The 21216-nt window shown below is 36.3% G+C and carries 24 protein-coding genes; 2 read left to right on the top strand and 22 right to left on the bottom strand.

The genetic code is table 11. The annotated features are described in order from the left end of the window. Positions 1-64 precede the first annotated feature (64 nt). The 21 genes from BEN26_RS00515 to BEN26_RS00415 form a co-directional block, all read right to left on the bottom strand. The gene (locus tag BEN26_RS00515; protein ID WP_068723252.1) at positions 65-1840 is read right to left on the bottom strand and encodes a peptidoglycan D,D-transpeptidase FtsI family protein; all 1776 of its coding nucleotides are present in this window, start codon (positions 1838-1840) and stop codon (positions 65-67) included. Between the two features lie 77 nt (positions 1841-1917). Then, positions 1918-2556: a uridine kinase gene (gene udk, locus BEN26_RS00510; protein WP_068723250.1), complete on the bottom strand. Its 639-nt coding sequence runs from the start codon at positions 2554-2556 to the stop codon at positions 1918-1920. Between the two features lie 3 nt (positions 2557-2559). Then, positions 2560-3825, bottom strand: a complete 1266-nt coding sequence (locus BEN26_RS00505) for a peptidase U32 family protein (RefSeq protein ID WP_069800304.1) — start codon at positions 3823-3825, stop codon at positions 2560-2562. A gap of 28 nt (positions 3826-3853) precedes the next feature. Continuing rightward, the gene (locus BEN26_RS00500; protein ID WP_069800442.1) at positions 3854-4768 is read right to left on the bottom strand and encodes a peptidase U32 family protein; all 915 of its coding nucleotides are present in this window, start codon (positions 4766-4768) and stop codon (positions 3854-3856) included. Between the two features lie 14 nt (positions 4769-4782). Next, entirely contained in the window at positions 4783-5418 is a 636-nt protein-coding gene (locus BEN26_RS00495) for an O-methyltransferase (RefSeq protein WP_068723247.1), read from the bottom strand. A gap of 83 nt (positions 5419-5501) precedes the next feature. Further along, a complete protein-coding gene (mltG, locus tag BEN26_RS00490) occupies positions 5502-6530 on the bottom strand; it encodes an endolytic transglycosylase MltG (RefSeq protein WP_235589057.1) in 1029 nt (342 codons plus the stop codon). Between the two features lie 112 nt (positions 6531-6642). Next, the gene (locus tag BEN26_RS00485; RefSeq protein ID WP_068723245.1) at positions 6643-6936 is read right to left on the bottom strand and encodes a DUF1292 domain-containing protein; all 294 of its coding nucleotides are present in this window, start codon (positions 6934-6936) and stop codon (positions 6643-6645) included. 14 nt (positions 6937-6950) lie between these two features. After that, positions 6951-7232: a DUF1292 domain-containing protein gene (locus BEN26_RS00480; RefSeq protein WP_399167585.1), complete on the bottom strand. Its 282-nt coding sequence runs from the start codon at positions 7230-7232 to the stop codon at positions 6951-6953. A 2-nt stretch (positions 7233-7234) separates the two neighbouring features. Next, the gene (gene ruvX / locus BEN26_RS00475; RefSeq protein ID WP_068723243.1) at positions 7235-7645 is read right to left on the bottom strand and encodes a Holliday junction resolvase RuvX; all 411 of its coding nucleotides are present in this window, start codon (positions 7643-7645) and stop codon (positions 7235-7237) included. Between the two features lie 60 nt (positions 7646-7705). Then, positions 7706-7969, bottom strand: a complete 264-nt coding sequence (locus BEN26_RS00470) for an IreB family regulatory phosphoprotein (protein ID WP_069800306.1) — start codon at positions 7967-7969, stop codon at positions 7706-7708. A 44-nt stretch (positions 7970-8013) separates the two neighbouring features. Next, positions 8014-10662, bottom strand: a complete 2649-nt coding sequence (gene alaS / locus BEN26_RS00465; protein ID WP_069800308.1) for an alanine--tRNA ligase — start codon at positions 10660-10662, stop codon at positions 8014-8016. Between the two features lie 47 nt (positions 10663-10709). Then, positions 10710-11555 (bottom strand): YitT family protein, encoded by an 846-nt coding sequence (locus BEN26_RS00460; protein ID WP_069800311.1) that lies wholly within the window; start codon positions 11553-11555, stop codon positions 10710-10712. Between the two features lie 327 nt (positions 11556-11882). Then, positions 11883-12965, bottom strand: coding sequence for an AI-2E family transporter (locus tag BEN26_RS00455; protein WP_255421828.1), 1083 nt, complete (start codon positions 12963-12965; stop codon positions 11883-11885). A gap of 258 nt (positions 12966-13223) precedes the next feature. Next, a complete protein-coding gene (locus BEN26_RS00450) occupies positions 13224-13418 on the bottom strand; it encodes a hypothetical protein (RefSeq protein WP_069800313.1) in 195 nt (64 codons plus the stop codon). 14 nt (positions 13419-13432) lie between these two features. Beyond that, the gene (locus BEN26_RS00445) at positions 13433-13630 is read right to left on the bottom strand and encodes a hypothetical protein (RefSeq protein ID WP_068723234.1); all 198 of its coding nucleotides are present in this window, start codon (positions 13628-13630) and stop codon (positions 13433-13435) included. Positions 13631-13644: 14 nt separating this feature from the next. Beyond that, positions 13645-14157 (bottom strand): PRC-barrel domain-containing protein, encoded by a 513-nt coding sequence (locus tag BEN26_RS00440; RefSeq protein ID WP_068723232.1) that lies wholly within the window; start codon positions 14155-14157, stop codon positions 13645-13647. 44 nt (positions 14158-14201) lie between these two features. After that, the gene (locus tag BEN26_RS00435) at positions 14202-15341 is read right to left on the bottom strand and encodes a cysteine desulfurase family protein (protein ID WP_069800315.1); all 1140 of its coding nucleotides are present in this window, start codon (positions 15339-15341) and stop codon (positions 14202-14204) included. Continuing rightward, a complete protein-coding gene (locus BEN26_RS00430; protein WP_069800317.1) occupies positions 15338-15955 on the bottom strand; it encodes a YczE/YyaS/YitT family protein in 618 nt (205 codons plus the stop codon). Before BEN26_RS00430 ends, BEN26_RS00435 begins: the two co-directional genes overlap by 4 nt. A gap of 65 nt (positions 15956-16020) precedes the next feature. Beyond that, entirely contained in the window at positions 16021-17316 is a 1296-nt protein-coding gene (locus BEN26_RS00425) for a replication-associated recombination protein A (RefSeq protein WP_069800320.1), read from the bottom strand. A gap of 9 nt (positions 17317-17325) precedes the next feature. Continuing rightward, positions 17326-18372 (bottom strand): low-specificity L-threonine aldolase, encoded by a 1047-nt coding sequence (gene ltaE, locus BEN26_RS00420; protein ID WP_068723226.1) that lies wholly within the window; start codon positions 18370-18372, stop codon positions 17326-17328. A gap of 62 nt (positions 18373-18434) precedes the next feature. Then, positions 18435-19007 (bottom strand): 5' nucleotidase, NT5C type, encoded by a 573-nt coding sequence (locus tag BEN26_RS00415; RefSeq protein ID WP_069800322.1) that lies wholly within the window; start codon positions 19005-19007, stop codon positions 18435-18437. A gap of 213 nt (positions 19008-19220) precedes the next feature. On the opposite strand from BEN26_RS00415, the gene BEN26_RS00410 reads away from it, so the two are divergent. Both BEN26_RS00410 and BEN26_RS00405 read left to right on the top strand, forming a co-directional pair. Then, positions 19221-19499 carry an autorepressor SdpR family transcription factor gene (locus tag BEN26_RS00410; protein WP_069800324.1) on the top strand — a complete coding sequence of 93 codons (279 nt, stop codon included), beginning with the start codon at positions 19221-19223 and terminating at the stop codon, positions 19497-19499. A gap of 5 nt (positions 19500-19504) precedes the next feature. Beyond that, on the top strand, positions 19505-20167 hold the full coding sequence (locus BEN26_RS00405) for an SdpI family protein (RefSeq protein ID WP_069800326.1): 663 nt from the start codon (positions 19505-19507) through the stop codon (positions 20165-20167). Between the two features lie 61 nt (positions 20168-20228). On the opposite strand, the gene BEN26_RS00400 is transcribed toward BEN26_RS00405, so the two are convergent. After that, complete coding sequence (locus BEN26_RS00400; protein ID WP_069800328.1) at positions 20229-21206, bottom strand: winged-helix domain-containing protein; 978 nt, start codon at positions 21204-21206, stop codon at positions 20229-20231. Positions 21207-21216 lie beyond the last annotated feature (10 nt).

Genomic DNA, 21216 nt, shown 5'->3' with positions numbered 1-21216 from the left:
TAAGGGGGAAGAAAGTTATACTTTCCCTATAAAAATTGGGTCGTAAAAACGGCCCTTTTTATTTTTAATCCTCATAATCGGCTAGATCGTCCATAATCCCCATAAACACTTGCTTGGCTAATGGTTTTGAAGTAGAAACATTTTTTACTGCTACCGCGACCGCGTATTTGGGACTTTCAACAGGCCCATAACCGATAAACCATTGATTATTTTTGGTTTTATCTGTTTCTGCTGTTCCTGATTTACCTGCCAATTTCCATTTTGCTTGTCTTAAAATTTTCCCTGTCCCTTCCTCGACGACTTTTTCCATCATCTTTCTCATTTCCTCATAAGTCCTTGGACTTCCTACTTTTTCTTCGTTCTTATGAATAGAGAATTGATAATAATCTGCTCCATTTTTATATACGACTTTTTCTACTAATCGTGGCTGGTACACTTCCCCATCGTTTAAAACGGTAACTACCAAATTAGCCGCAGCTAGTGGTGAGATTCTTACATCCTGTTGGCCAATAGCTGTCCTTAATATGGAGCCAAGATCTTTTTTATTTGTATTCTCATGAAATACCCGATTCTTTTGTTCATTATCGATTTGTTGAAAGGATTCATTGTTAAAAAAACGGCCTCTCCAACCAACTTGCCCAACCAATCCTAACTTATCTGCATATTCCTCTATTTTTTCAGGGCCTAACCATTCTGCTACCTTTCCGAAAATAAAATTGATCGAATCGGCATAACCATCAGAAAAAGTCATTTCTTCTGAATCTTGGTCAACAGAGAAATGGTAAAAATCATATTCGCCTTGATAAGCAAATTTCTCTTGCGGTGTAACAACACCTTCTTCTAATCCAGCAATCGCTACAACGGTTTTAAAAATGGAACCTGGCTCAATGACTTGTACAGCTTTGTTGTTCCAATCCGTTGATGTAGGGTTCACTCGGTCTAATTGGAAATCTGGTGCACTTGCCATGGCTAATATGTCGGCATTTTTCGCATCTAACACGACAACACTTCCATCTTCAATCCCATATTTTCTTAATTCTTTTTCTGCGAAAGATTGAACCTCTTTATCGATTGTTGTGACTAATGATAAAGGGTAATAAGGATCTTCTGGTATCTGGTATTTTGAAGCTAGTCCATTTAATGGTTTTCTTTGATTGTCTACAAAATAGGCAATCTTTGATTCACCCACTCCCATCAACAACTCCTGAAAAGACTTTTGTAGTCCGGAACGACCGATTAAACTATCTTTTTTTAATATCCCTCGTTTCAAAAAGTCCTGATACGTTTCATTTTCTAAAATCTCTTTTGGAGCCTGACCTAAGAACCCAATGACATGCTTTGCAAGGACTTGTTCAGCATCTTGAAAGGTATAAGTCGTTGCTAAGATGCCAGGCATATTTAATGCCTCTATTTTCTTTTGTTGTTCAAAGGTGATTTCAATTGGATTTCCATCAATATCCAAATAGTTAGGTGATTTCATTTTACTCATTTTGTTGGTTAGAAAAGTTAAATTGAGGTTAAGGATGTCCGCTAATGTTTTGATATTTTCAGTATTGATCTCCTGCTTGATAAAAGGAAAAATAATCACAGTCCTGATTTCTTTTTGTCCTAATAAAGATTGTTGATTCCGATCATAAATGTTTCCTCGCCCATTGGACAAAATAAATTCTTGTTTTCTTTGGCGTATTGAGTTTGTGATCAAATCAATATGATGTGATGAAAAATCTCGAGTTGCAATGATTTGAATCCAAGATAATCTACCTAGTAATGCAACCCATAACATAGATAGTAAAATGAGAACTTGAAACATTCTTCGTTTATTTCTTGAAGGGTGAGCCATAATTATCCTCCACTTTTGGCAATATTATTACCATTTTTGCCAGATTCTCAGGAGGATAAACGAAAAGAAGCCATTAGCTACACGAGCTTGGCTTCTCTTTCTTGAAGAATCGTTTTTATTTTGGTTACCAAAAGATCGATCGCAACTTTATTTTTACCCCCTTCGGGGATAATGATATCTGCATATCGTTTTGTCGGCTCAATAAATTGTAAATGCATCGGTCTGACGACAGATAGATATTGGTCAATGACGGATTCGATAGTTCTTCCGCGTTCACGAATATCCCTAACCATTCTTCTAATAATTCTTACATCAGCATCTGTATCAACAAATATTTTAATATCCATTAAATCTCTTAGCCTTTTATCCTCTAATACCAGAATCCCTTCTAAGATTATCACATCCTTAGGTAGGACTCGATTGGTTTCAGCTTTTCGGTTATGAATTGAGAAATCGTATATCGGTTTTTGTATAGGTTGATAATTGAGCAATCTGTTAATGTGTTCAATAAACAAATCATTGTCAAAAGCAAAAGGGTGATCGTAATTGGTTTTTACCCTTTCTTCAAACGATAAATGAGATTGGTCTTTATAATAGGCATCTTGCTCAATCATAAGAACTTTCTGATCAGGGAAACTCTTGATAATGCGCCTGGCAACAGTCGTCTTTCCTGATCCCGTTCCACCGGCCACTCCGATTACAACGGGTCTTTGCATAAATCAATTCTCCTTCCGCATCATATCATAAGGGTAAACGGGCTGATCTACTTTTACCTTCACAATTTGAAGTGGGTGTCTTGCTGCATCTAGTAGATTGCCTTCTTCATCTTCTATCTGTTCAATTTTTTGTATAAATTTGGTATTCGAACCAAAGAACTCTACTTCTTGACCTACCATAAAATTATTTCTTTGTTGAATCGTTGCTATGCCTGTTGTTTGGTCATAGTCTAAAACCAAACCAACAAAATCGTATTTTCGCATTTTAGGCTCATTCCCATAAATTTGATCCTCTTGATTTGGGGTGGTGTAATAAAATGCTTTTGTAAGTGGCCTGTGGCTTGCTTTTTCAATTTCGTCCAACCAAGCAGGATTAAAGGTATAATTTTGTGGATCTTCAAAATAAGCATCAATCGCTTGACGATAAGCATTCACCACTGTTGCTACATAGTGGACACTTTTCATTCTTCCTTCAATTTTAAGAGAATCTACACCAGTTTCTATCATATCTGGAATCGATTCGATCATGCATAAGTCTTTTGAACTCATCGTGTAGGAATCATCTTCTGGATTAAATAATGGAATTTCCTGTTTATTATCCACCGAATCATTGTCCATCATACCATCTTCAAATAAATCATATTTCCAGCGACAAGATTGGGCACATCCCCCACGGTTAGCATCCCGGCTTGTCATATGATTGGACAATACGCATCGTCCCGAATAAGAAATACACATCGCACCATGTATAAATGCTTCAATTTCTACATCTACATGCTGTTTAATTTCGCGAATTTCTTTTAAGGAAACTTCACGAGCCAAAACGACACGAGCAATTCCTTCTTCCTTCCAAAACTTTACAGATTTCCAGTTTGTTGTCGAAGCCTGAGTACTTAAATGTATTTCTAAACCTGGTGCGATTTGTTTTGCCGTTTGTATGATCGATGGGTCAGCAACGATTATCGCATCAATACCAATATTTTCTAATGTTTTTAAATAGCTCTCAAGTCCCTTTAAATCATCATTATGAGCAATAATGTTTGTCGCAACAAATACTTTGGCACCGCGTTGATGAGCAAAGTTAACCCCTTTTTCCATATCCTCAAAGGTAAAGTTTCCGGCTTTTGCTCTTAAACCAAATTGTTGTCCACCAATATATACAGCATCTGCGCCGTAGCGAACCGCAAATTCAAGTTTTTCCAAATTACCTGCTGGAGCAAGGAGCTCTGGTTTTTTTATTGCAATTTGAGGTTGCATGATCGTACTCATTTGTTGTTTCCCCTCTTTCTATACCATTTTAATAATACTGCTCTTTGAAATAAAATCCAGTAGATAATGGTCTTTGATCTGTTTGTAATTTTTCGACCTCTTCAATCGATACGGATGTCGACTTATTTTCTACATATTCGTCAATAGCCTTTCGATAAAGAGCCGTTACTTTAACTAGATAATCGGTTGTCTTTAAGAGCCCTTCAATCTTTAAGCTATCGATTCCACCATCAATAAATAAACCTAAATGTTCAATCATACAAATATCATCACAGCTCATGATATGCGTACCATGTAGATCCTCGAACACTGGATATTGCTCATCAGGTCGTTTATGCTCTCTTAAAAATAAATTACTTTCCTTTGAAGTATCTTTCTTTTTCTCAGAACCTGTATAATTCAAATAACTTGATACCAATTCTCGTTTCGAATGGAAGATACAGGTCATCCCATGAATTTGCACCTGGACTTCCATATTGACGTGTTGTTTGATCGCAATCACTTCTTGTAAAGAAAGCTCTCTAGCTAAAATAGCTCTTGTAGCCCCCTTGCTTGCCCAATAATTTGCCGTTTCATAGCTGGTAGAAGTGGTTTCCGTATTCCAATGCAAGGCTAAGTCAGGTGCCACCTCTTTTACAGTCATTAGTACAGCAGGATCACCAAAAACAATAGCATCTACTTCTATTTCAGAAAGTTTTATTATATAATCCTCTAGACCTATAAGAGCCTGATTATGAAAAAGAGCGTTCATTGAAACATAGATCTTCACATTTTGATTATGAGCGATCTCCACCGCTTGTTGGATCATCTCTAAAGAAAAATCCCCAGGAAGTCTTAATCCATAGGCTTCTCCACCTATATTAATAGCATCAGCTCCTGCTTGGATTAACTGTTGCAATTCATCAAGATCCTTTGCGGTCACTAACAGTTCTGGTTTTTTGATCGTTTGCATCTCATTTATTCCTCCGTTTTATAACATACTGCCAATCCATCACCAATGGGAATAAACGATGTGGATAGTTTGGGAAAAGTAGCAATAAAATCATTAAAGTCGCGAATCTTTCTTAACATTGGTTTTGTTTCAGCGATTGTTGGATCAGCCACATATCCTCTAAAAAGGACATTATCAAAAACAAAAACTCCCCCCACCTTTAATAACGGAAAGGTTAAATGGAAAAATTCCTTATACTTCCCTTTTGCGGCATCGATAAAAATAAAATCTGCCTGTGGCAAAGTTGGTATGACTTGTATGGCTTCTCCCTCATGTAGGATAATCTGTTTATCTAACTTCATTTGTCGAAAATGCTCTCGAGCCTTGGCCGCCATGCTCGCTTTTCTTTCAATCGTGTGAATGGTTGCATCTGGCGCCGCTTGAGCTAACCAAATCGTAGAAAAACCAATCGCCGTCCCAACTTCTATAATGGTCTTAGGTTTAATCATTTGCAGAAAAAGCTGAATTAAACGGATGCTTGGAACCTGAATAATCGGGATTTCTTGCGCTAATCCTTCTTGTTGTATCTTGTAAAGGAGTGGATCTTCAATCGGCATTAATTGAGTCAGGTACTGTTCCACTTCCTCATTTATAAAACTCATTGGATGTTTTCACCTCTAATTTTTCACACTACGTTCTATATAATAACATATTGATAGTGTTAATTTGAATAAGTTTATTTATTTTATTTTCTTGATCTCGCATCATTTTTTTGGTGTTCTGCAAACGTCTTGGAAAAATAATGTTCACCTGTGTTATCTTTTTTGGTTACATAAAAATAATAAGGATTATTGGTTGGAGAAACAGCTGCTTCAATCGATTTTATTCCTGGATTACTAATTGGTCCAGGAGGTAAACCAGGATAGATATACGTGTTGTATGGGTTATCGATCTTCAGGTCATTATAAGTTAAACGTTCTTTTTGTTTGCCTAAAATATATTGAATAGTAGCATCAACTTGTAGATTCCAATGATCGTTTAAACGATTGTATAGAACCCCTGCAACAATAGGTCTCTCTTTATCTACGACGACTTCCCTTTCGATAATTGAAGCAAGTGTGATAATTTGACCCATATCCATTTTTCTTTTCTTTATCGTTGTTGTCCATTCAGGTTTCCACTCTTTTTTAAATTGCTCCAACATTACTTTAATAATTTCTTCTTCTGTGGCTCCTTTTTTTACTTCATAGGTTTTTGGAAATAAGTATCCCTCTAATTTATATTTGACATCTGGATTACTTGGGATCTGTTTAAAAAAATCATCTGCTACAGATCCTATTTTTGCCAATTGTAAAAATTTTTCCTTATTGATGATTCCTTGTTCTGATAAATTAGCAGCAATCTGCTCAACGGTATAGCCTTCAGGAACAGTGAAACGAACAATATCTAGAATAGCATTTCCTTCAACAAGAGCTTGTACGATTTCCTTTAATGACATATTATTAGACAATTCATATTTTCCCGCCTTAAGCCCAGGGGCTTCCCCAGTATACCTTACATACCATCTAAAAAAGAACTCACTTTTAATTAACTGATTTTCCTTAAGAATTTTGGCTATTTGGTTAGGATGACTTCCTTTTGGGATCTCGATCACTCGTTGATTAGCTTGAGCGTTAGGTTGAACAGGCTGTAATTGAGAATTGATGTAACCGATTAAAAAGATGCCAATTACCAATACGAAGCCAACGATTGAAATGCCCCATTTTCTATTCATATCAGGTTTCTCCTCCATTTTGCAATCGTTCATACATCTATTAACCTTATAAAATTAGCATAATTAAGATAAAAAAACAATGAGAGAGGAAAAATATCCCTCTCTCATTTCTTTAATCTTCGTGAAAAGTTAACTCATCAAATAATTCAGCAGCTTCTTCCCACTCATCATCATCTTCAATATATTCTAGTTCAAGCTTACCATTTTCATCTTTAACGACCTTTAGCACTTCGATATCCCCTTTTTCATCATCTGGGGATTGAAAGAAAGCATAATGAGTATTATCCACGATCAATTCTAAAAGTAATTGAAAAACATGTTCTTGGTCGTTTTCGTCATAAAGAGTTATTTCAGAACCAAGTTGTTCTTTTAATAGATGTACTTCCTTTGCTTTTCCACTTTTCATCTTATACGCCTCCGCTATACATTAAATTCATGGTCAAGAGTGTTAAATACCTCTTCAACAAGATCCCACTCTTCTTCATCCTGTATCGTAAACAATGTCATATCTTCTCCATTTTCTTCATAGCGAAAAGCATAAACCTCTGCTTCTTCTTCATCATCTGGGATATCAGTAGGAACGACTAGGATATAGTGTTTATCCTCGACATCAAATTGATAAAGGATCTCGAATTTTTCCTCATTTCCATCCTCATCAGGAATAAAAATAAACTCTCTATCATCCACTTCTTTGTTCATCATTTTCACCTCTTAAGATCTAAATAGCCTTGTAATATAAGCATAGCTGCCATTTTGTCAATCACTTGTTTTCTCTTTTTTCGACTTACATCTGCTTCAATTAAAGTTCTTTCCGCTGATACAGTCGTTAGACGTTCATCCCAAAAACGAATCGGTAATTGAAAAGTTTGTTGTAAAATCTCTGCAAATTCTTTAATCATTTCTGCCCTTGGTCCTAAACTGCCATTCATATTCTTAGGAAGTCCTACCACAATTTCCTCTACTTGATATTCGCTAATGATTTGTTGCAAACGGGTGATATCTCGTTCCAAACTTGTTCGGCGAAGAACCTCTACCCCTTGGGCAGTCCAACCTAATTCATCGCTCATAGCAATACCTATCGTTTTTTCGCCAACATCTAAACCCATGATTCTCATATTTTACCTCTAATGTTAGAAATGATCAAATTTAAAAGGGGGACATGATCCCCCATATGCTTATTCATGGTGTTGCTTTAGGTACGATTTTACTAATTCCTCGATGAGTTCATCCCGTTCCACTTTTCTGATGAGATTCCTTGCATTATTATGTCTAGGAATGTAGGCAGGGTCACCAGATAATAGGTACCCAACGATTTGATTAATTGGATTGTACCCTTTTTCTTTCAATGATTCATGAACGAGAAATAAGACTTCTCTAGCCTCAATCTCCACATCATCCGATCTAACATTAAATTTCATGGTATGATCCATCGAGTTCATCAACAACACCTCTTTCGATTTTACAAAATAGATCTCTATTTCTATTATAATTTTATTGTAACCGATTTTATATATTCAGTCACGTAATTCAATGCTTCTTGTAATTTTTCTGGATCTTTTCCACCTGCTTGCGCCATGTCAGGTCGGCCACCGCCGCCGCCACCTACTATACTTGCTAGTTCTTTAATCAATTGACCTGCATGGAAGCCTTTTTTCACCAAGTCATCACTTATAGAACCAACAAGGTTTACCTTATCATCTTGGACAGAAGCAAGAACCAAAATACCTGAGACTATTTTTGTTCTTAAATCATCAAGGAGATTTCGCAAGCTCTTCATATCCATTGGCCATACATTAACCCGTAATAATTGAATACCATCGATGTTTTCTAACCGGTCTGCTAGGTTTTTGGATTCAATATGACTTAGTTTTGCTTTTAAAGATTCATTTTCCTTCTGAAGTTCTTTAATTGTAAGCTGTAACCCTTCTACTTTTTGTGGTACATCAGATAGAGTTGATTTTAACTCTTTTGCTAATGATTTTAAAGTGGCTAATTGCCCATTTAAATATTCATATGCGTATTTACCTGTCACTGCTTCAATACGTCTAATGCCTGCCCCAATACTACTTTCAGAAATAATTTTTAATAAGCCGATTTCTGCAGAATTGTTTACATGGCAGCCACCACATAATTCCAGACTATAATCCCCTACTTGGACAACACGTACAACTTCGCCGTATTTTTCACCAAATAATGCCATAGCCCCCATTTCTTTAGCCTCTTGGATAGGTTTAATCATCACATTTACACCTTGGTTAGCCCAGATTTGTTGATTAACCTTTTGTTCTACTTCAGCTAATTCTTTCTCAGAAATAGCTCCAAAATGGGAAAAGTCAAAACGCAAACGATCTGCTGCAACCAAAGATCCAGCCTGATTCACATGTCCACCAAGGATATCTTTCAATGCTTGGTGTAATAAATGAGTTGCTGTATGGTTTTTTACGATACTCCTTCTAGCTTCGCGATCAATTTCTGCTAAAACTTGATCACCTGTTTTAAATGAGCCTTTGACAACTTCCACATGATGAAGGTGCTGGCCATTTGGAGCTTTTATTACATCGAGTACTTTCATCAATTCCCCATTTTTACCTTTGATCAGACCTTGATCAGCAATCTGACCACCGCTTTCTGCATAAAAAGGAGTTTTTGTAAGTAACACTTGTGCTTTTTGGTTTTCCGTTACAAAATCCACAAGTTGATCTTGGACAAGCAGATGACTTATTATTGTATCATTCACTACCCATTCATTATAACCAACAAACTCACTCTTATCCTTAATATCTGCTAAAACCCCACCTTGAACACGCATACTATCAATGTCCTGCCTAGCAGCTCTTGCCCGTTCACGTTGTTGCTCCATTTGTACTTCAAAGCCTTGTTGATCCACACTTAATTGATGCTCTGCTGCAAAATCTTCTGTTAAGTCTAGTGGAAAACCGTAAGTATCATATAGTTTAAATGCTTCTTCTCCACTAATCACCTTACGTCCTTGTTCTTTGGCTTCTTTAACCATTTGTTCTAATATACTTAGTCCTTCAGTCAATGTTTCATGGAAACGCTCTTCCTCGGTTCGGATCACTTTTTCAATAAATTCTTTCTTATCTAAGACTTCAGGATAATAGTGTTTCATGATTTCTCCAACAAGTGAAGTAATGGAATATAAGAATGGCTTTTCAATTCCAATGGTTTTCCCGTATCGAACTGCTCTCCTAAGAAGTCTTCGAATAATGTAGCCCCTACCTTCATTAGATGGCAAAGCACCATCTCCGATAGCAAAAACGATCGTACGAATATGATCAGCAATCACTTTAAGGGCTACATCTGTTTCGCGATCTTTATGGTAAGTTACCCCTGCAAGATTTGCAACTGTTTCAATAATGGGAAGAAATAGATCTGTATCAAAGTTTGTTTCTACCTCTTGCACCACAGAAGCCATTCTTTCTAACCCCATTCCAGTATCAATGTTTTTTCTTGGTAATGGGGTATAACTGCCATCAGGATTATGGTTAAATTGAGAAAATACTAGGTTCCAAATCTCCAGAAAACGTTCATTTTCCCCTCCTGGATAGCATTCTGGATCAGATGAATCACAGTAATGCTCACCACGGTCATAGAAAATTTCCGTGTTTGGTCCACTAGGTCCTTCTCCAATATCCCAGAAATTATCTTCAAGACGAACAATACGTTCATCAGGAATACCTATCTCATGATGCCAGATTTGGTAAGCCTCATCATCTTCAGGGTGAATGGTTACAGAGAGTTTGTTTGGGTCAAATCCCATCCATTTTTCATCTGTCAAAAACTCCCATGCCCAATGAATGGCTTCTTTTTTAAAATAATCACCAATCGAAAAATTACCTAACATTTCAAAAAAAGTATGGTGTCTAGCCGTTTTACCCACATTCTCAATATCATTGGTACGGATTGATTTCTGTGAATTCGTGATTCTTGGATTCTCTGGGGTTTTACGACCATCAAAATATGGTTTTAACGTTGCAACCCCACTATTGATCCATAATAAACTTGGATCATCATAAGGGATAAGTGAAGCACTTGGTTCAATCTTATGCCCTTTAGAGATAAAAAAATCTAAGAATGTTTGTCTAATTTCATGTGAACTCATTTTTTTCATAAGACAGTCCTCCATTTTTATATCGTGAATACGTGAATAATTGATGGTTACCAGACTTGATTAAAATTTCCTACGATTTTTTGCGTTGGTATAACACTGATAAAAGCTTTTTCATCTTCAGATAAAATGGTCTTTTTTAAAGTAGACCATTGGACATTAACAATGACACAAAATAGAACTTGTTTATCTGAATGGGTATACGCACCATTAGCGTTCCAAAAGGTAACCCCTCTTTTCATCGTCTTTGTAATCGCATCTGCTACTTGTTCCCCTTTACTGGTTACAATCATAACAGTAATTCTTCCTACATGGTTTAATAATACGTCATAGGTCCTAGAGGTTGCATAGATAGAGATCAATGTATACATTGCAATTTGGGGGTCAAAAAAGTAACCAGACGCCAGCACAATAAGTGAATTAATCACTAATGTGATCCGACCAATATTCAAAGCAAAATATTTAGCAACTACCCTAGATACAATATCGATTCCGCCTGTAGAACCACCTAGTCTTAAAACGATCGAAATCCCAATTCCGGAAATAATTCCCCCAAAAATAGCAGAGAGTAGAATATTATCAGTCCAGATATAATGAACAGGGATCATACGCAGGAAAAAAGCTAAAGAGGCAACACTAAGTGTGGTATACCCAACAAATTTTTTCCCTAAAAATTTATATCCCAATATCAGTAATGGAATATTATAAACTACGTTTTGAATACCTACAGACCACCCAAATAAATGGTAAAGTAAAATTGCAATCCCAGTAACACCACCAGAGATTAAATGGGAAGGTACGATTAATGAATTAATGCTAAACGCCAGAATCGCTGTTCCCATCAACACCCCAGCCACTTCAATGATCATTTTCCACCAATGTTTCTTCTCTTGCATCGTCCTTCTTGTTCGCCTCCACTTCTTTCCATAAAAAAAACACCTCATCCCAATCAGGGACGAAAGTGTTGTCTTCACTTACGCGGTACCACCCTGCTTACTTAGGCAAAACGTTAAAATCGTTTAACCATAAGTCGCTCTTTCCATCATTAACGGGATGACCCGAAGTTCATCTCAGGATTAGCTTTCAATCATCCTTCATCTAAAAGTTCTTTCAGCCTAAGGAACCTTCTCTCTTACAGATGGTCTATGATTTACTGGATCCGTCATCGATATCAAAACTTTTCATTTTGGCAATATTATATCGACCGTTAAGAAGAAAGTCAACTAAAGTCTTGAAGAATAGTATAGCCCAATATGTTGAAAAATCACCTTCAATATTGCAAAAATAGGAACAGCTAAAATCAGTCCTGCAATCCCTCCTATTTCTCCTCCCACTAATAAGGAAAGAATAATAAAGAGTGGATGAATATGTAAAGATTTTCCAACTATTTGTGGAGCAAATACATTACTTTCAAGGGTCTGAACCATCAGATTGACTGCTAAGACGGTCAATCCCATTTTCCAAGAGATACTTAATCCCACTATAATCGCTGGAGCAGCACCCAAAAAAGGTCCAAGGTAAGGGATAATATCGGTGATCGCCACAATAAAAGCAAGGAATAGGGAATAGGGTAAGCCAATGATCATATAACCAATATAAGCCATAATCCCTACAATTGAAGCCACTAATAATTGACCTCGAATATAATTTCCTAATGCCTCATCAATATCTTTAACTAAACGAATCATTTCTTTTCTTCGTTTTTTGGGTACAAAAGTAATTACCGTTTTTTCAATCAACTTAAAATCTTTTAAGATATAGAAAGTAACAAACGGTACCAAAAAAATAGTAAAAAGAACGCCTATTGTATTACTTATCCAATCCGTAACATTGGTAAAACCTGTCGAGATTTTCTTTTCAAGATTTTCAAGTGTTGAATCGATTCCATCTTGAAATGAATCGGGAATTGGATACTCATGATTATGTCTAATATTTTCAAGCCAACCTTCCAGCTTGCTAACCATGTTAGGAAGATACTCACTCAGTTCTTTCATTTGTGTAATCATCAAAGGAAAGGCATGAAAAAGAATGATGGCCAAAGACCCAAAAAACACAACATAAATCAATAATACTGCAATCGATCTTGGTACACCTCTTTGATGCAATTTGGTAACGATTGGATGTAATAAATAAGAGATGATGACTGAAATAAAAAAGGGCAATAAAAGATGACTTAAGAAAAAGAAAATTGCAGCAATTACTGGACTTAGCTTTACAAGTAAAAGAATAGCTAAAAGGAAAAGTATCGTTAGTGTCAGAAAAAAGAATAATTTTTTGTGAGGCCAATTTTCCATTTGTTTGTCCATTCTTTTTCCCCTTTCTGTCCCTTTCTATAGACAAGTATATGTTGTTTTATCTGTTTTTACGCATAAAAAAAGGTTTGTATATTCCATCACGCTCCGTCATCCGTGCCCTTCTATGAATAAAGATACGGAGAGAAGGGCACTTCTAAAGGTCGCTGCTTATGGAATATACAAACCCCAATAAATAGCGGATGAAAGTAGAACTTTCTTTAGATAAAAGAACGAAGTTTGCTATGCAAACTTCGTTCTTTTATCACCACTTTATCTGGTTCTAACCATTCTGCGAAAAATTCTCGATGTGCCAATCAAACGGAATAAACCTAGTCTACCCATCATATTAATCATCATATTCATTGCTTGATTCATCATACGCTCTGTTTTAGATGAACGCCGCATCATCCTTGTTACTGCCGCAACGAGTCCACCTATAATCATGATTTGTGCTAAGCGACCCATAGATTCAACCTCCTTTAGAGTGATTCTTGGATTCTTAACTCATCTTCCGTGAATAAATCATCTAGAGAACTTAGGCTGCCATCCTCTTCTACCTGATAGGTGGTAAGACGGTCTCCTTCAACAGCTAATTCAATAAAACAATCCCAGCAATAATACTGGTTATTTGCGATCTTCCCTATATTACGGCGATGGCAATTAGGACAGGTTAACAAAATAAACTTCCCCCTTAAATTGATTCCTCATCCATAATAACGTCTTGAACTTCATCTTGGGGTACAATCATTGCATCTTCTCCAAGCACCATTCTTTTTGGGTATTGAATAACTTTTCGACCCTCTGTTACATCGGTAAGGAATCCATCAGATAATTCATACCCTAATATTTTCCCCATTTCTTCCATAAAATAAACATCTTGAATTTGTCCTAATTCATGACCATTCGTCGTAAAAACAGGTAATCCTTTATAACGTTTTTTCCCAGAATAGATCCCGAAGTACTGTTCAATCAGATCTAAGGAAGTTAGAAAGCGTTTTGTGCCTACCGTAATTGCATCATCCCCAATGGCACCAATATGTTCAAACGCTAAATATTGCCTTTTTCCAAATAGGCCATCGGACTCAACTGCAATTCCTTTAAGTTCTCCATTTTCATCAAAATACACGTCTTTTGTAACGCCAATTTTTTTACCAGAACTAAGATCAATAACAGGTAGACCTATAACATCTTCTGTTTTCCGCAAATTAACCTTCCCTCCCTTATATAAGGGATATAGTTAGTATACGCTTATTTACGTTTTCGATTTACGATGTTAACAATTTCTTTGGCAGCTCTTTCTATATCTTCAAGGGTATTTCCATAACCAAAACTAATTCGAATGGCAGACTTAGCGATAGGATCAGGAAGATGCAATGCCTTAATAACACGGGTTACATCAATGGAACCTGCTGCACAAGCTGATCCACCTGATATTGCGATCTTTTTCATATCTAGACTTACAATCATCGTTTGCGTATCAACGGATGGAAAACTTACATTAAGAATACTAGGAACACCATGAAGGTCCCCATTGATAAAAAACTCCTCTTCCCCTAACTTTTCCTTCCATATTTTAATCATTCGATTTTTAAATTGTTGCGCTTTTTGCCATTTTTCTTCTCTTGTCTCAGTAAGAATTTTTGCTGCCTCTCCAAACCCAACAATTCCTGGTACATTCTCCGTACCACCTCTTCTATTCCTTTCCTGATTGCCCCCAATTAAAGGTCTTATTTTCACATCTTTATGAATATATAAAGCACCTACTCCTTTAGGACCATTAATTTTGTGGGAGGAAACCGTTAATAAATCGACAGGCAATGTAGAAACATCTATATCCATCACAGGAAAGGCTTGTACCGCATCCGTATGAAAAAGAATCCCCTTTTCCCGGGCAATATCTCCAATTTGTTGAATTGGCTGAATCGTTCCAAGTTCATTATTCACATACATTACACTAATTAAAATGGTGTCGTTTCGGATCGCTTGTTTCAATTGATCTATTTCGACTATTCCTTGTGAATTGACAGGCAAATAGGTGATTTCAAAATCAAACTGCTTTAAAAAATCGACTGCTTCAAAGACAGCTGAATGTTCAATTTCCGAGATGATAATGTGTTTTCCTTTCTCGCGTTGAGCTAATGCAGCTCCTACGATAGCCGTATAATCGCTTTCAGTCCCCCCACTGGTAAACACAATTCTTGTCGGATGCGTATGTAATGCTTTTGCTACGTAAACTCTTGCATCTTCTATGGGTATCTTTGCAATTTTACCTTTGGAATGGAGGCTTGATGGATTGCCAAAACGCTCCTGTAAAAAAGGAGTCATTTTTTCAAAGACCTGTGGATGAACAGGTGTGGTTGCTCCATGATCCAAATAAATATCGTTCATACTAATTTCTCCCTTTCTTTATTAATCCTCACATTAAATAAATGGATAAAAAATTGCATGACAGGTCCTATCATGACAGAAGCAATTACAGTCCCAATAAAGACAGGGCCACCCAAAATCCAACCGATGAGGAGTGCAATCATTTCCATCATCGTTTTTATTTTACCTATACCCCAATGAAAACGATCAGATAAAACAAGCATCAAACCATCTCTAGGGCCTGGCCCCAATTTTGAAGTAATGTACATACCAGATCCCATGCCCATAAAAATAATACCAAGAAATAGAAACATTATTTGAGGAATGATCATTTTCATGGTTGGTAACAGATACAAAAAGAGATCAAGAAACCAGCCAACAAAAACCATATTAAGAACGGTACCAACCCCAAGTATTTTTTTATCCATCAAATAACTTACTGCAATCACGACGATTCCCACAATTTGTGACCATGTACCAACTGTTAAACCAAGTGTTTTATATAATCCAATATGGAGAACATCCCAAGCAGAAACCCCTAAATTGGCTTCAATAATCAATGAGATGCCTAAACTCATCACAATGATGCCCATAAAAAATATAATCATACGTATGAACCATTCATGTTTGCTCATTTTACCTCTCCTCAACCAACACATTCTCTCTCTACAATTTACAATTCACTTATTAAATATAATTGTTACTTTCTTTTCCTTTGTTGCAATTTTGCTTCCATCCCTTGATCACTTGGAAAGTAATACTGTGTTTCAGACATTCCATTTGGCAAATATTGTTGTTCTACAAAGTGATTGGGATAATTATGAGGATATTTATATCCTATGCCATGACCTAGTTGTTTTGCTCCTTTGTAATGAGCATCCCTTAAATGAGATGGAACCTGACCTAGCATTCCCTTTCTCACATCGGAAAGAGCTGAATCTATAGCTTGAATCACCGAATTTGATTTAGGACTTTCTGATAAGTAAATCACACATTGAGCTATGTTTATTCTCGCTTCAGGCAATCCAACAGCTTGAAGGGCATGTAGGGTCGCAATAGCTTGTTCTAACGCATTAGGATTTGCCATGCCGATATCTTCTGACGCATGGACAATGAGTCTTCGGACAATCAGTTTGGGATCCTCACCTGCTTCCAGCATTCTAGCCATCCAATATAGAGCTGCATCTGTTGCACTACCCCGAATTGATTTAATCATGGCACTCATCATATCATAGCGTGCATCCCCTGTATCATAACGAATCGCAGGTTGTTGAATGGACTCTTCAGCAATAGCCAAAGTTACTCTAATTTTTCCATCCGCATCTGGAGGGGTCGTGGTTACCGCTAATTCAAGAGCATTTAGAGCCTTCCTTAAATCTCCGTTTGCCGTATAGATGATGTGTTGCAAAGCTTCATCTTCCATCTCAACTGGCTCATTACCTAGTCCGCGTTCTTTATCTGTTAAAGCCATTTCTAAGGCTTCTTTCATCTCATCTTCTATTAAAGGTTCTAGTCGAAATAATTGACTTCTAGATAATAGGGCTGAATTTACCTCAAAGAAGGGATTTTCAGTCGTTGCTCCAATTAAAATCAGATCGCCCTTTTCAACAGAAGGAAGAAGGGCATCTTGTTGTGCTTTGTTAAAACGATGAATCTCATCTAAAAAAAGTATCGTTTTTCTTCCGTAAAGTCTAACTTGTTCAGAAGCTTTTTCGATTACTTCTCTCACCTCTTTGACCCCTGCACTTACAGCATTAAGGCGAACAAATTCACTCTGTGTCACTTGACTAATCACATAAGCAAGACTAGTTTTTCCTGTACCCGGAGGGCCATATAGGATGATCGATGAAATCCTATCTGCTTCAATCGCACGACGAAGAAGTTTTCCCTTACCAACAATATGCTTTTGACCAATATATTCATCTAGATTTCTAGGACGTAAACGATCAGCAAGCGGAGAAAATTGGTTTGTTGTTGAAGAAAATAAATCATACATGAATCAGCACTATCCTCGTTTCCTTAATTGTTGTACCACTTTCGTAAAAATATTTACAGTCTGTGTAATATCCTCATCTTGAATTTCGCGATGAGTGGTTAAACGGATTAAATATTCTCCAAATGCACTTCCAAGGATACCAAATTCCTTTAATTCATTTAAAAACTGAACGGCTGTAATGCCCAACTGTTTTATATTGATTAAAACAATATTAGTTTCAACATGTTCAAGGTCAATCTGAATTCCTTCAATTTCATTAATCCCTTTTGCCAAATCTTTTGCACGATGATGATCTTCTGCGAGTCGATCAACCATCTTGGTTAAAGCAACAATTCCAGGTGCAGCCATTAAACCAGACTGTCTCATTCCTCCACCAAGACGTTTGCGCCATTTTCTAGCCCGTTCTATCCATTCTTTTGGCCCGGCTAAAATAGAACCCATTGGTGCACTTAACCCTTTAGATAAACAGACTTGAACAGTGTCTACATATTTGGTAAATTCTTTGACACCTACATCTAATGCTATCGCTGCGTTAAATAAACGAGCTCCATCTAAATGAACAGGTATGCCCTTTTCTTGTGCCAACTGGTAAACTGCTTTCATATAATCAGGTGGAATAACGACTCCTCCTGCACGATTATGTGTATTTTCTAAGCCAATCATTGCCGTTTGAGGAAGATGAATATCTCCTTCTTCACGAATCGCTTCCCGAATTTTATCAAGTGGCATTCTTCCTCTTTCACCTTGAATCGTTCTTGTTTGTACCCCAGCAAGGGCAGCTACTGCTCCAGCTTCATAATAAAAAATATGTGAATCTGCTTCTAGAATGATTTCATCCCCTGGCTTGCCATGAGTTAAGACAGCAATTTGATTCCCTTGTGTACCACTTGTTACAAATAAGGCTGACTCTTTCCCCAGCATTTCAGCAGCAAGAGTTTCCAGTTTTGTAACGGTTGGGTCTTCGCCATATACATCGTCACCTACTTCTGCATGATACATTGCCTCACGCATTTCTTGAGTAGGTTTTGTTACAGTATCACTTCGTAAATCGATCATCTTATCTCACTCTCCCAGAATTAATTCTTTTAAAAAATATCATATCACCATGTGGCTTCTGTTTATAGCGCTTTTTCAAATTGGTGAATATATTCAATTCCTTCCTGCCAGTTTTTAATTCTTGGAATATCAGCAGGATAATCCTGATTATACTTGGCATCCATGATGATGGTGTGTATCTTTTTTGCTAAAAGGTTATTGATATGCTCAGGGTCATCCTCAAAAAAAAGATCAATTCCTAATTGATTAGCAACGGTTCCTTTATCATGTGCATTCATAAAAAGATTTTCTCCATTATATGGAAAATTATGTTTTTTTAGCCACTCGATTGTAATCTTTCTAATCCGATCCGTATCAGGCCTTGCAGTGATAAAATAAATCTGATTTCCTTCTCCCTTTAATTGTTGTAATGCTTCAGGTGCATGTTCAAGTGGGATTCCAACTGTGTAAATTTTGGCTTCAAGTTTGCGCCAAATTCTTCTTCCTTCTTCTTCAGATAATCCATACGGTTCATCTAAATAAAAGGTTGTGACTTCATCTTCTTTTACATCGCGATTCAATACTTCATTATACAATTGAATCGCTGTTCTTTGTGTTTGTTTAATCGTTCCGTCTATATCAATACCTAGTCTCATACAATTCCCTCCGGCATAATCTCTTTACTTTATTTACTATATCACTTCTTTAAATCATTCATAAATGAAATCTACATTTTTCTGCACATTTTTTTGGGCTTATTATTTTTTAAAAGATAGGATATACTTTAATTAGATATTTAGAAATTTATCTAAATATTAAACTAACCTTGATTGCCCCAAGAACATTAGTGGAAAGGCAGGTGTGTATTCATGTCATCCTTTAATCATACATTTAAGGCCTTATCAGATCCGACGAGAAGAAAGATAATTCAATTATTAAAAGAAAAGCCATTAACGGCTGGAGAAATCGCCGATCAATTTGCAATGACAAAGCCAAGCATCTCCCATCATTTAAATATCCTGAAACAAGCAGATATGATCCAGGATGAAAAACAGGGGCAATTTATTCTTTATCAGCTGAATACAACTGTTTTTCAAGATATTATGAGCTGGATGATCGATTTAACCGAACAAAAAATCAAGGAGTGAAAATCATGAAAAAATCAGATTGGTTTTTATTAGCCATTATTTTGTCTACGTTTGCCATTGGACTTATTCTTTCTTCTCAACTTCCAGATCAAATCCCAACCCATTGGAATATACAAGGAGAAGTCGATTCCTATAGTGAAAAATGGCAGGCGATATTGCTTTTCCCTGGTTTGAATTTGTTGTTATTTTTCTTCTTTTTCGTCACTCCGAAAGTTGATCCAAGAAAAGAGAGTTATGCTAAATTTGCTGGGGTTTACATTATTTTCCGATGGAGTATTCATCTGTTCCTTGCTCTGATCTATCTCTTAACCTTGTTATATGCATTCAAAGGAGCAGACCAGATCCCTAATTATCTACAAGTTGGTTTTATCGTTCCATTTCTTGTTTCTGTGTTATTTATTATTATTGGCAACTATTCCGGAAAGATTAAGGACAATTATTTTATCGGTATACGTACACCTTGGACATTAAGTAGTAAAGAGGTCTGGTACAAAACTCATCGTTTGGCAGGAAAGTTATTTGTGATCACAGGGATATTGGGTATCATCGGTAGCCTTTTCCAAGGTATGATTGCTTTTATCCTTTTAATTGGCTCCCTTCTCATCTCAGTAGGGGTAATCACTTTATATTCATACCTACAATATCAAAAGGAAATAAAGGGGAAATAAAAAATAAAAAAGGTAAAAAAGATCTTCCATGTTTGATCAATCATGGAGATCTTTTTTCTGCCTAATTTTTTATCTTTCTTTTTCGGGTGAGCTTTTCTAGGAAGTTTTCTCCAAGAGGAGAGATCGTGGTTCCTAGACGTCCAGACCGAATGATTAACAAACCATACTTTCCAAGGAGACTAATCCTTGTTCTTAATTGTTGTTCAGAAAAATCATACCCTTTCTTTTGTAATGTTTTCCGTAAAGAATTACGACCAAATGATTTTCCTTGTTTTTTACCCTCCAGATATTCATTTAAAATGAGAATTCCATCATATAACATCCCATACTTTTCTAAATGCATTTTTGCCTTTTCAATTTGTTTTGACTCTTCTTTACTTAATTGCTGATCTTGGTGGTTCATTTTTACAATTTCCGAAACCTCATGGTCAAGTTCCTTTGCCAATTTCAAAATTGATTTCATATAGCGATTGGTAATTAAATTATAATAAACTTCTTCCAATTGATAGAATTGGATCAGTTCATAATAGATGGATAAATCAAGAATTCGATCGCCAATATTGATTACTTTCTCTATTTGTTCTGGAACAAAACGCTCTTCGTTAGGAGTAACTGCTATATTTACTTGACTTTGAACTGATTCACCCGGCACATAAGGGATAAAATTTAGTTCTATACCTGTTTCCCTTAGCAACTTGGTTGTCTCAATGGTATTTTCCCAGATATCGTTGACAACCAAAATATCCGTTCCTTTAGGCAGTGAAAAGAGCGGCCTTAACATTGTATAATTTAAGTTACGCCTTACCACAATCAATTTTGTATCTATAGAAATAAATTTTTCTACATGTCGTTTAATAAATGGAGATGAAATGAGTATAGCCGTATTTTTTTTTATTTTCGTTGCGTTTGATAAGTCTTCTAAAAGAATGAGTTCACAAACAAATAGATCTTTCCCTATATCTATAATTTGTTTCATCATGAATTGAGCAGTATGCATTTGTACTGCAACAATATATATAGTAAATTTCTCGTTATTCATTTTTCTACTC

Origin of the sequence: Tepidibacillus sp. HK-1 (assembly GCF_001748485.2) — a bacterium.
Classification (GTDB): domain Bacteria; phylum Bacillota; class Bacilli; order Tepidibacillales; family Tepidibacillaceae; genus Tepidibacillus_B; species Tepidibacillus_B infernus.
The sequence above is the reverse complement of the archived record's forward strand: the minus strand, read 5'-3'. Positions and strand labels throughout refer to the sequence as shown.

Bases quoted from the DNA above. Each gene is read 5' to 3' on its own strand.
- udk (WP_068723250.1), bottom strand. From the start codon at position 2,556: ATGCAAAGACCCGTTGTAATCGGAGTGGCCGGTGGAACGGGATCAGGA.
- BEN26_RS00425 (WP_069800320.1), bottom strand. From the start codon at position 17,316: ATGTATGATTTATTTTCTTCAACAACAAACCAATTTTCTCCGCTTGCT.
- BEN26_RS00515 (WP_068723252.1), bottom strand. From the start codon at position 1,840: ATGGCTCACCCTTCAAGAAATAAACGAAGAATGTTTCAAGTTCTCATT.
- BEN26_RS00430 (WP_069800317.1), bottom strand. From the start codon at position 15,955: ATGAGCAAACATGAATGGTTCATACGTATGATTATATTTTTTATGGGC.
- BEN26_RS00410 (WP_069800324.1), top strand. From the start codon at position 19,221: ATGTCATCCTTTAATCATACATTTAAGGCCTTATCAGATCCGACGAGA.
- BEN26_RS00405 (WP_069800326.1), top strand. From the start codon at position 19,505: ATGAAAAAATCAGATTGGTTTTTATTAGCCATTATTTTGTCTACGTTT.
- BEN26_RS00460 (WP_069800311.1), bottom strand. From the start codon at position 11,555: ATGCAAGAGAAGAAACATTGGTGGAAAATGATCATTGAAGTGGCTGGG.
- mltG (WP_235589057.1), bottom strand. From the start codon at position 6,530: ATGAATAGAAAATGGGGCATTTCAATCGTTGGCTTCGTATTGGTAATT.
- ltaE (WP_068723226.1), bottom strand. From the start codon at position 18,372: ATGATCGATTTACGAAGTGATACTGTAACAAAACCTACTCAAGAAATG.
- BEN26_RS00400 (WP_069800328.1), bottom strand. From the start codon at position 21,206: ATGAATAACGAGAAATTTACTATATATATTGTTGCAGTACAAATGCAT.
- BEN26_RS00470 (WP_069800306.1), bottom strand. From the start codon at position 7,969: ATGAACTCGATGGATCATACCATGAAATTTAATGTTAGATCGGATGAT.
- BEN26_RS00450 (WP_069800313.1), bottom strand. From the start codon at position 13,418: ATGGGTCGCTTAGCACAAATCATGATTATAGGTGGACTCGTTGCGGCA.
- BEN26_RS00485 (WP_068723245.1), bottom strand. From the start codon at position 6,936: ATGAAAAGTGGAAAAGCAAAGGAAGTACATCTATTAAAAGAACAACTT.
- alaS (WP_069800308.1), bottom strand. From the start codon at position 10,662: ATGAAAAAAATGAGTTCACATGAAATTAGACAAACATTCTTAGATTTT.
- BEN26_RS00495 (WP_068723247.1), bottom strand. From the start codon at position 5,418: ATGAGTTTTATAAATGAGGAAGTGGAACAGTACCTGACTCAATTAATG.
- BEN26_RS00455 (WP_255421828.1), bottom strand. From the start codon at position 12,965: ATGGACAAACAAATGGAAAATTGGCCTCACAAAAAATTATTCTTTTTT.
- BEN26_RS00435 (WP_069800315.1), bottom strand. From the start codon at position 15,341: ATGAACGATATTTATTTGGATCATGGAGCAACCACACCTGTTCATCCA.
- BEN26_RS00505 (WP_069800304.1), bottom strand. From the start codon at position 3,825: ATGAGTACGATCATGCAACCTCAAATTGCAATAAAAAAACCAGAGCTC.
- BEN26_RS00480 (WP_399167585.1), bottom strand. From the start codon at position 7,232: ATGATGAACAAAGAAGTGGATGATAGAGAGTTTATTTTTATTCCTGAT.
- BEN26_RS00415 (WP_069800322.1), bottom strand. From the start codon at position 19,007: ATGAGACTAGGTATTGATATAGACGGAACGATTAAACAAACACAAAGA.
- ruvX (WP_068723243.1), bottom strand. From the start codon at position 7,645: ATGAGAATCATGGGTTTAGATGTTGGCGAAAAAACGATAGGTATTGCT.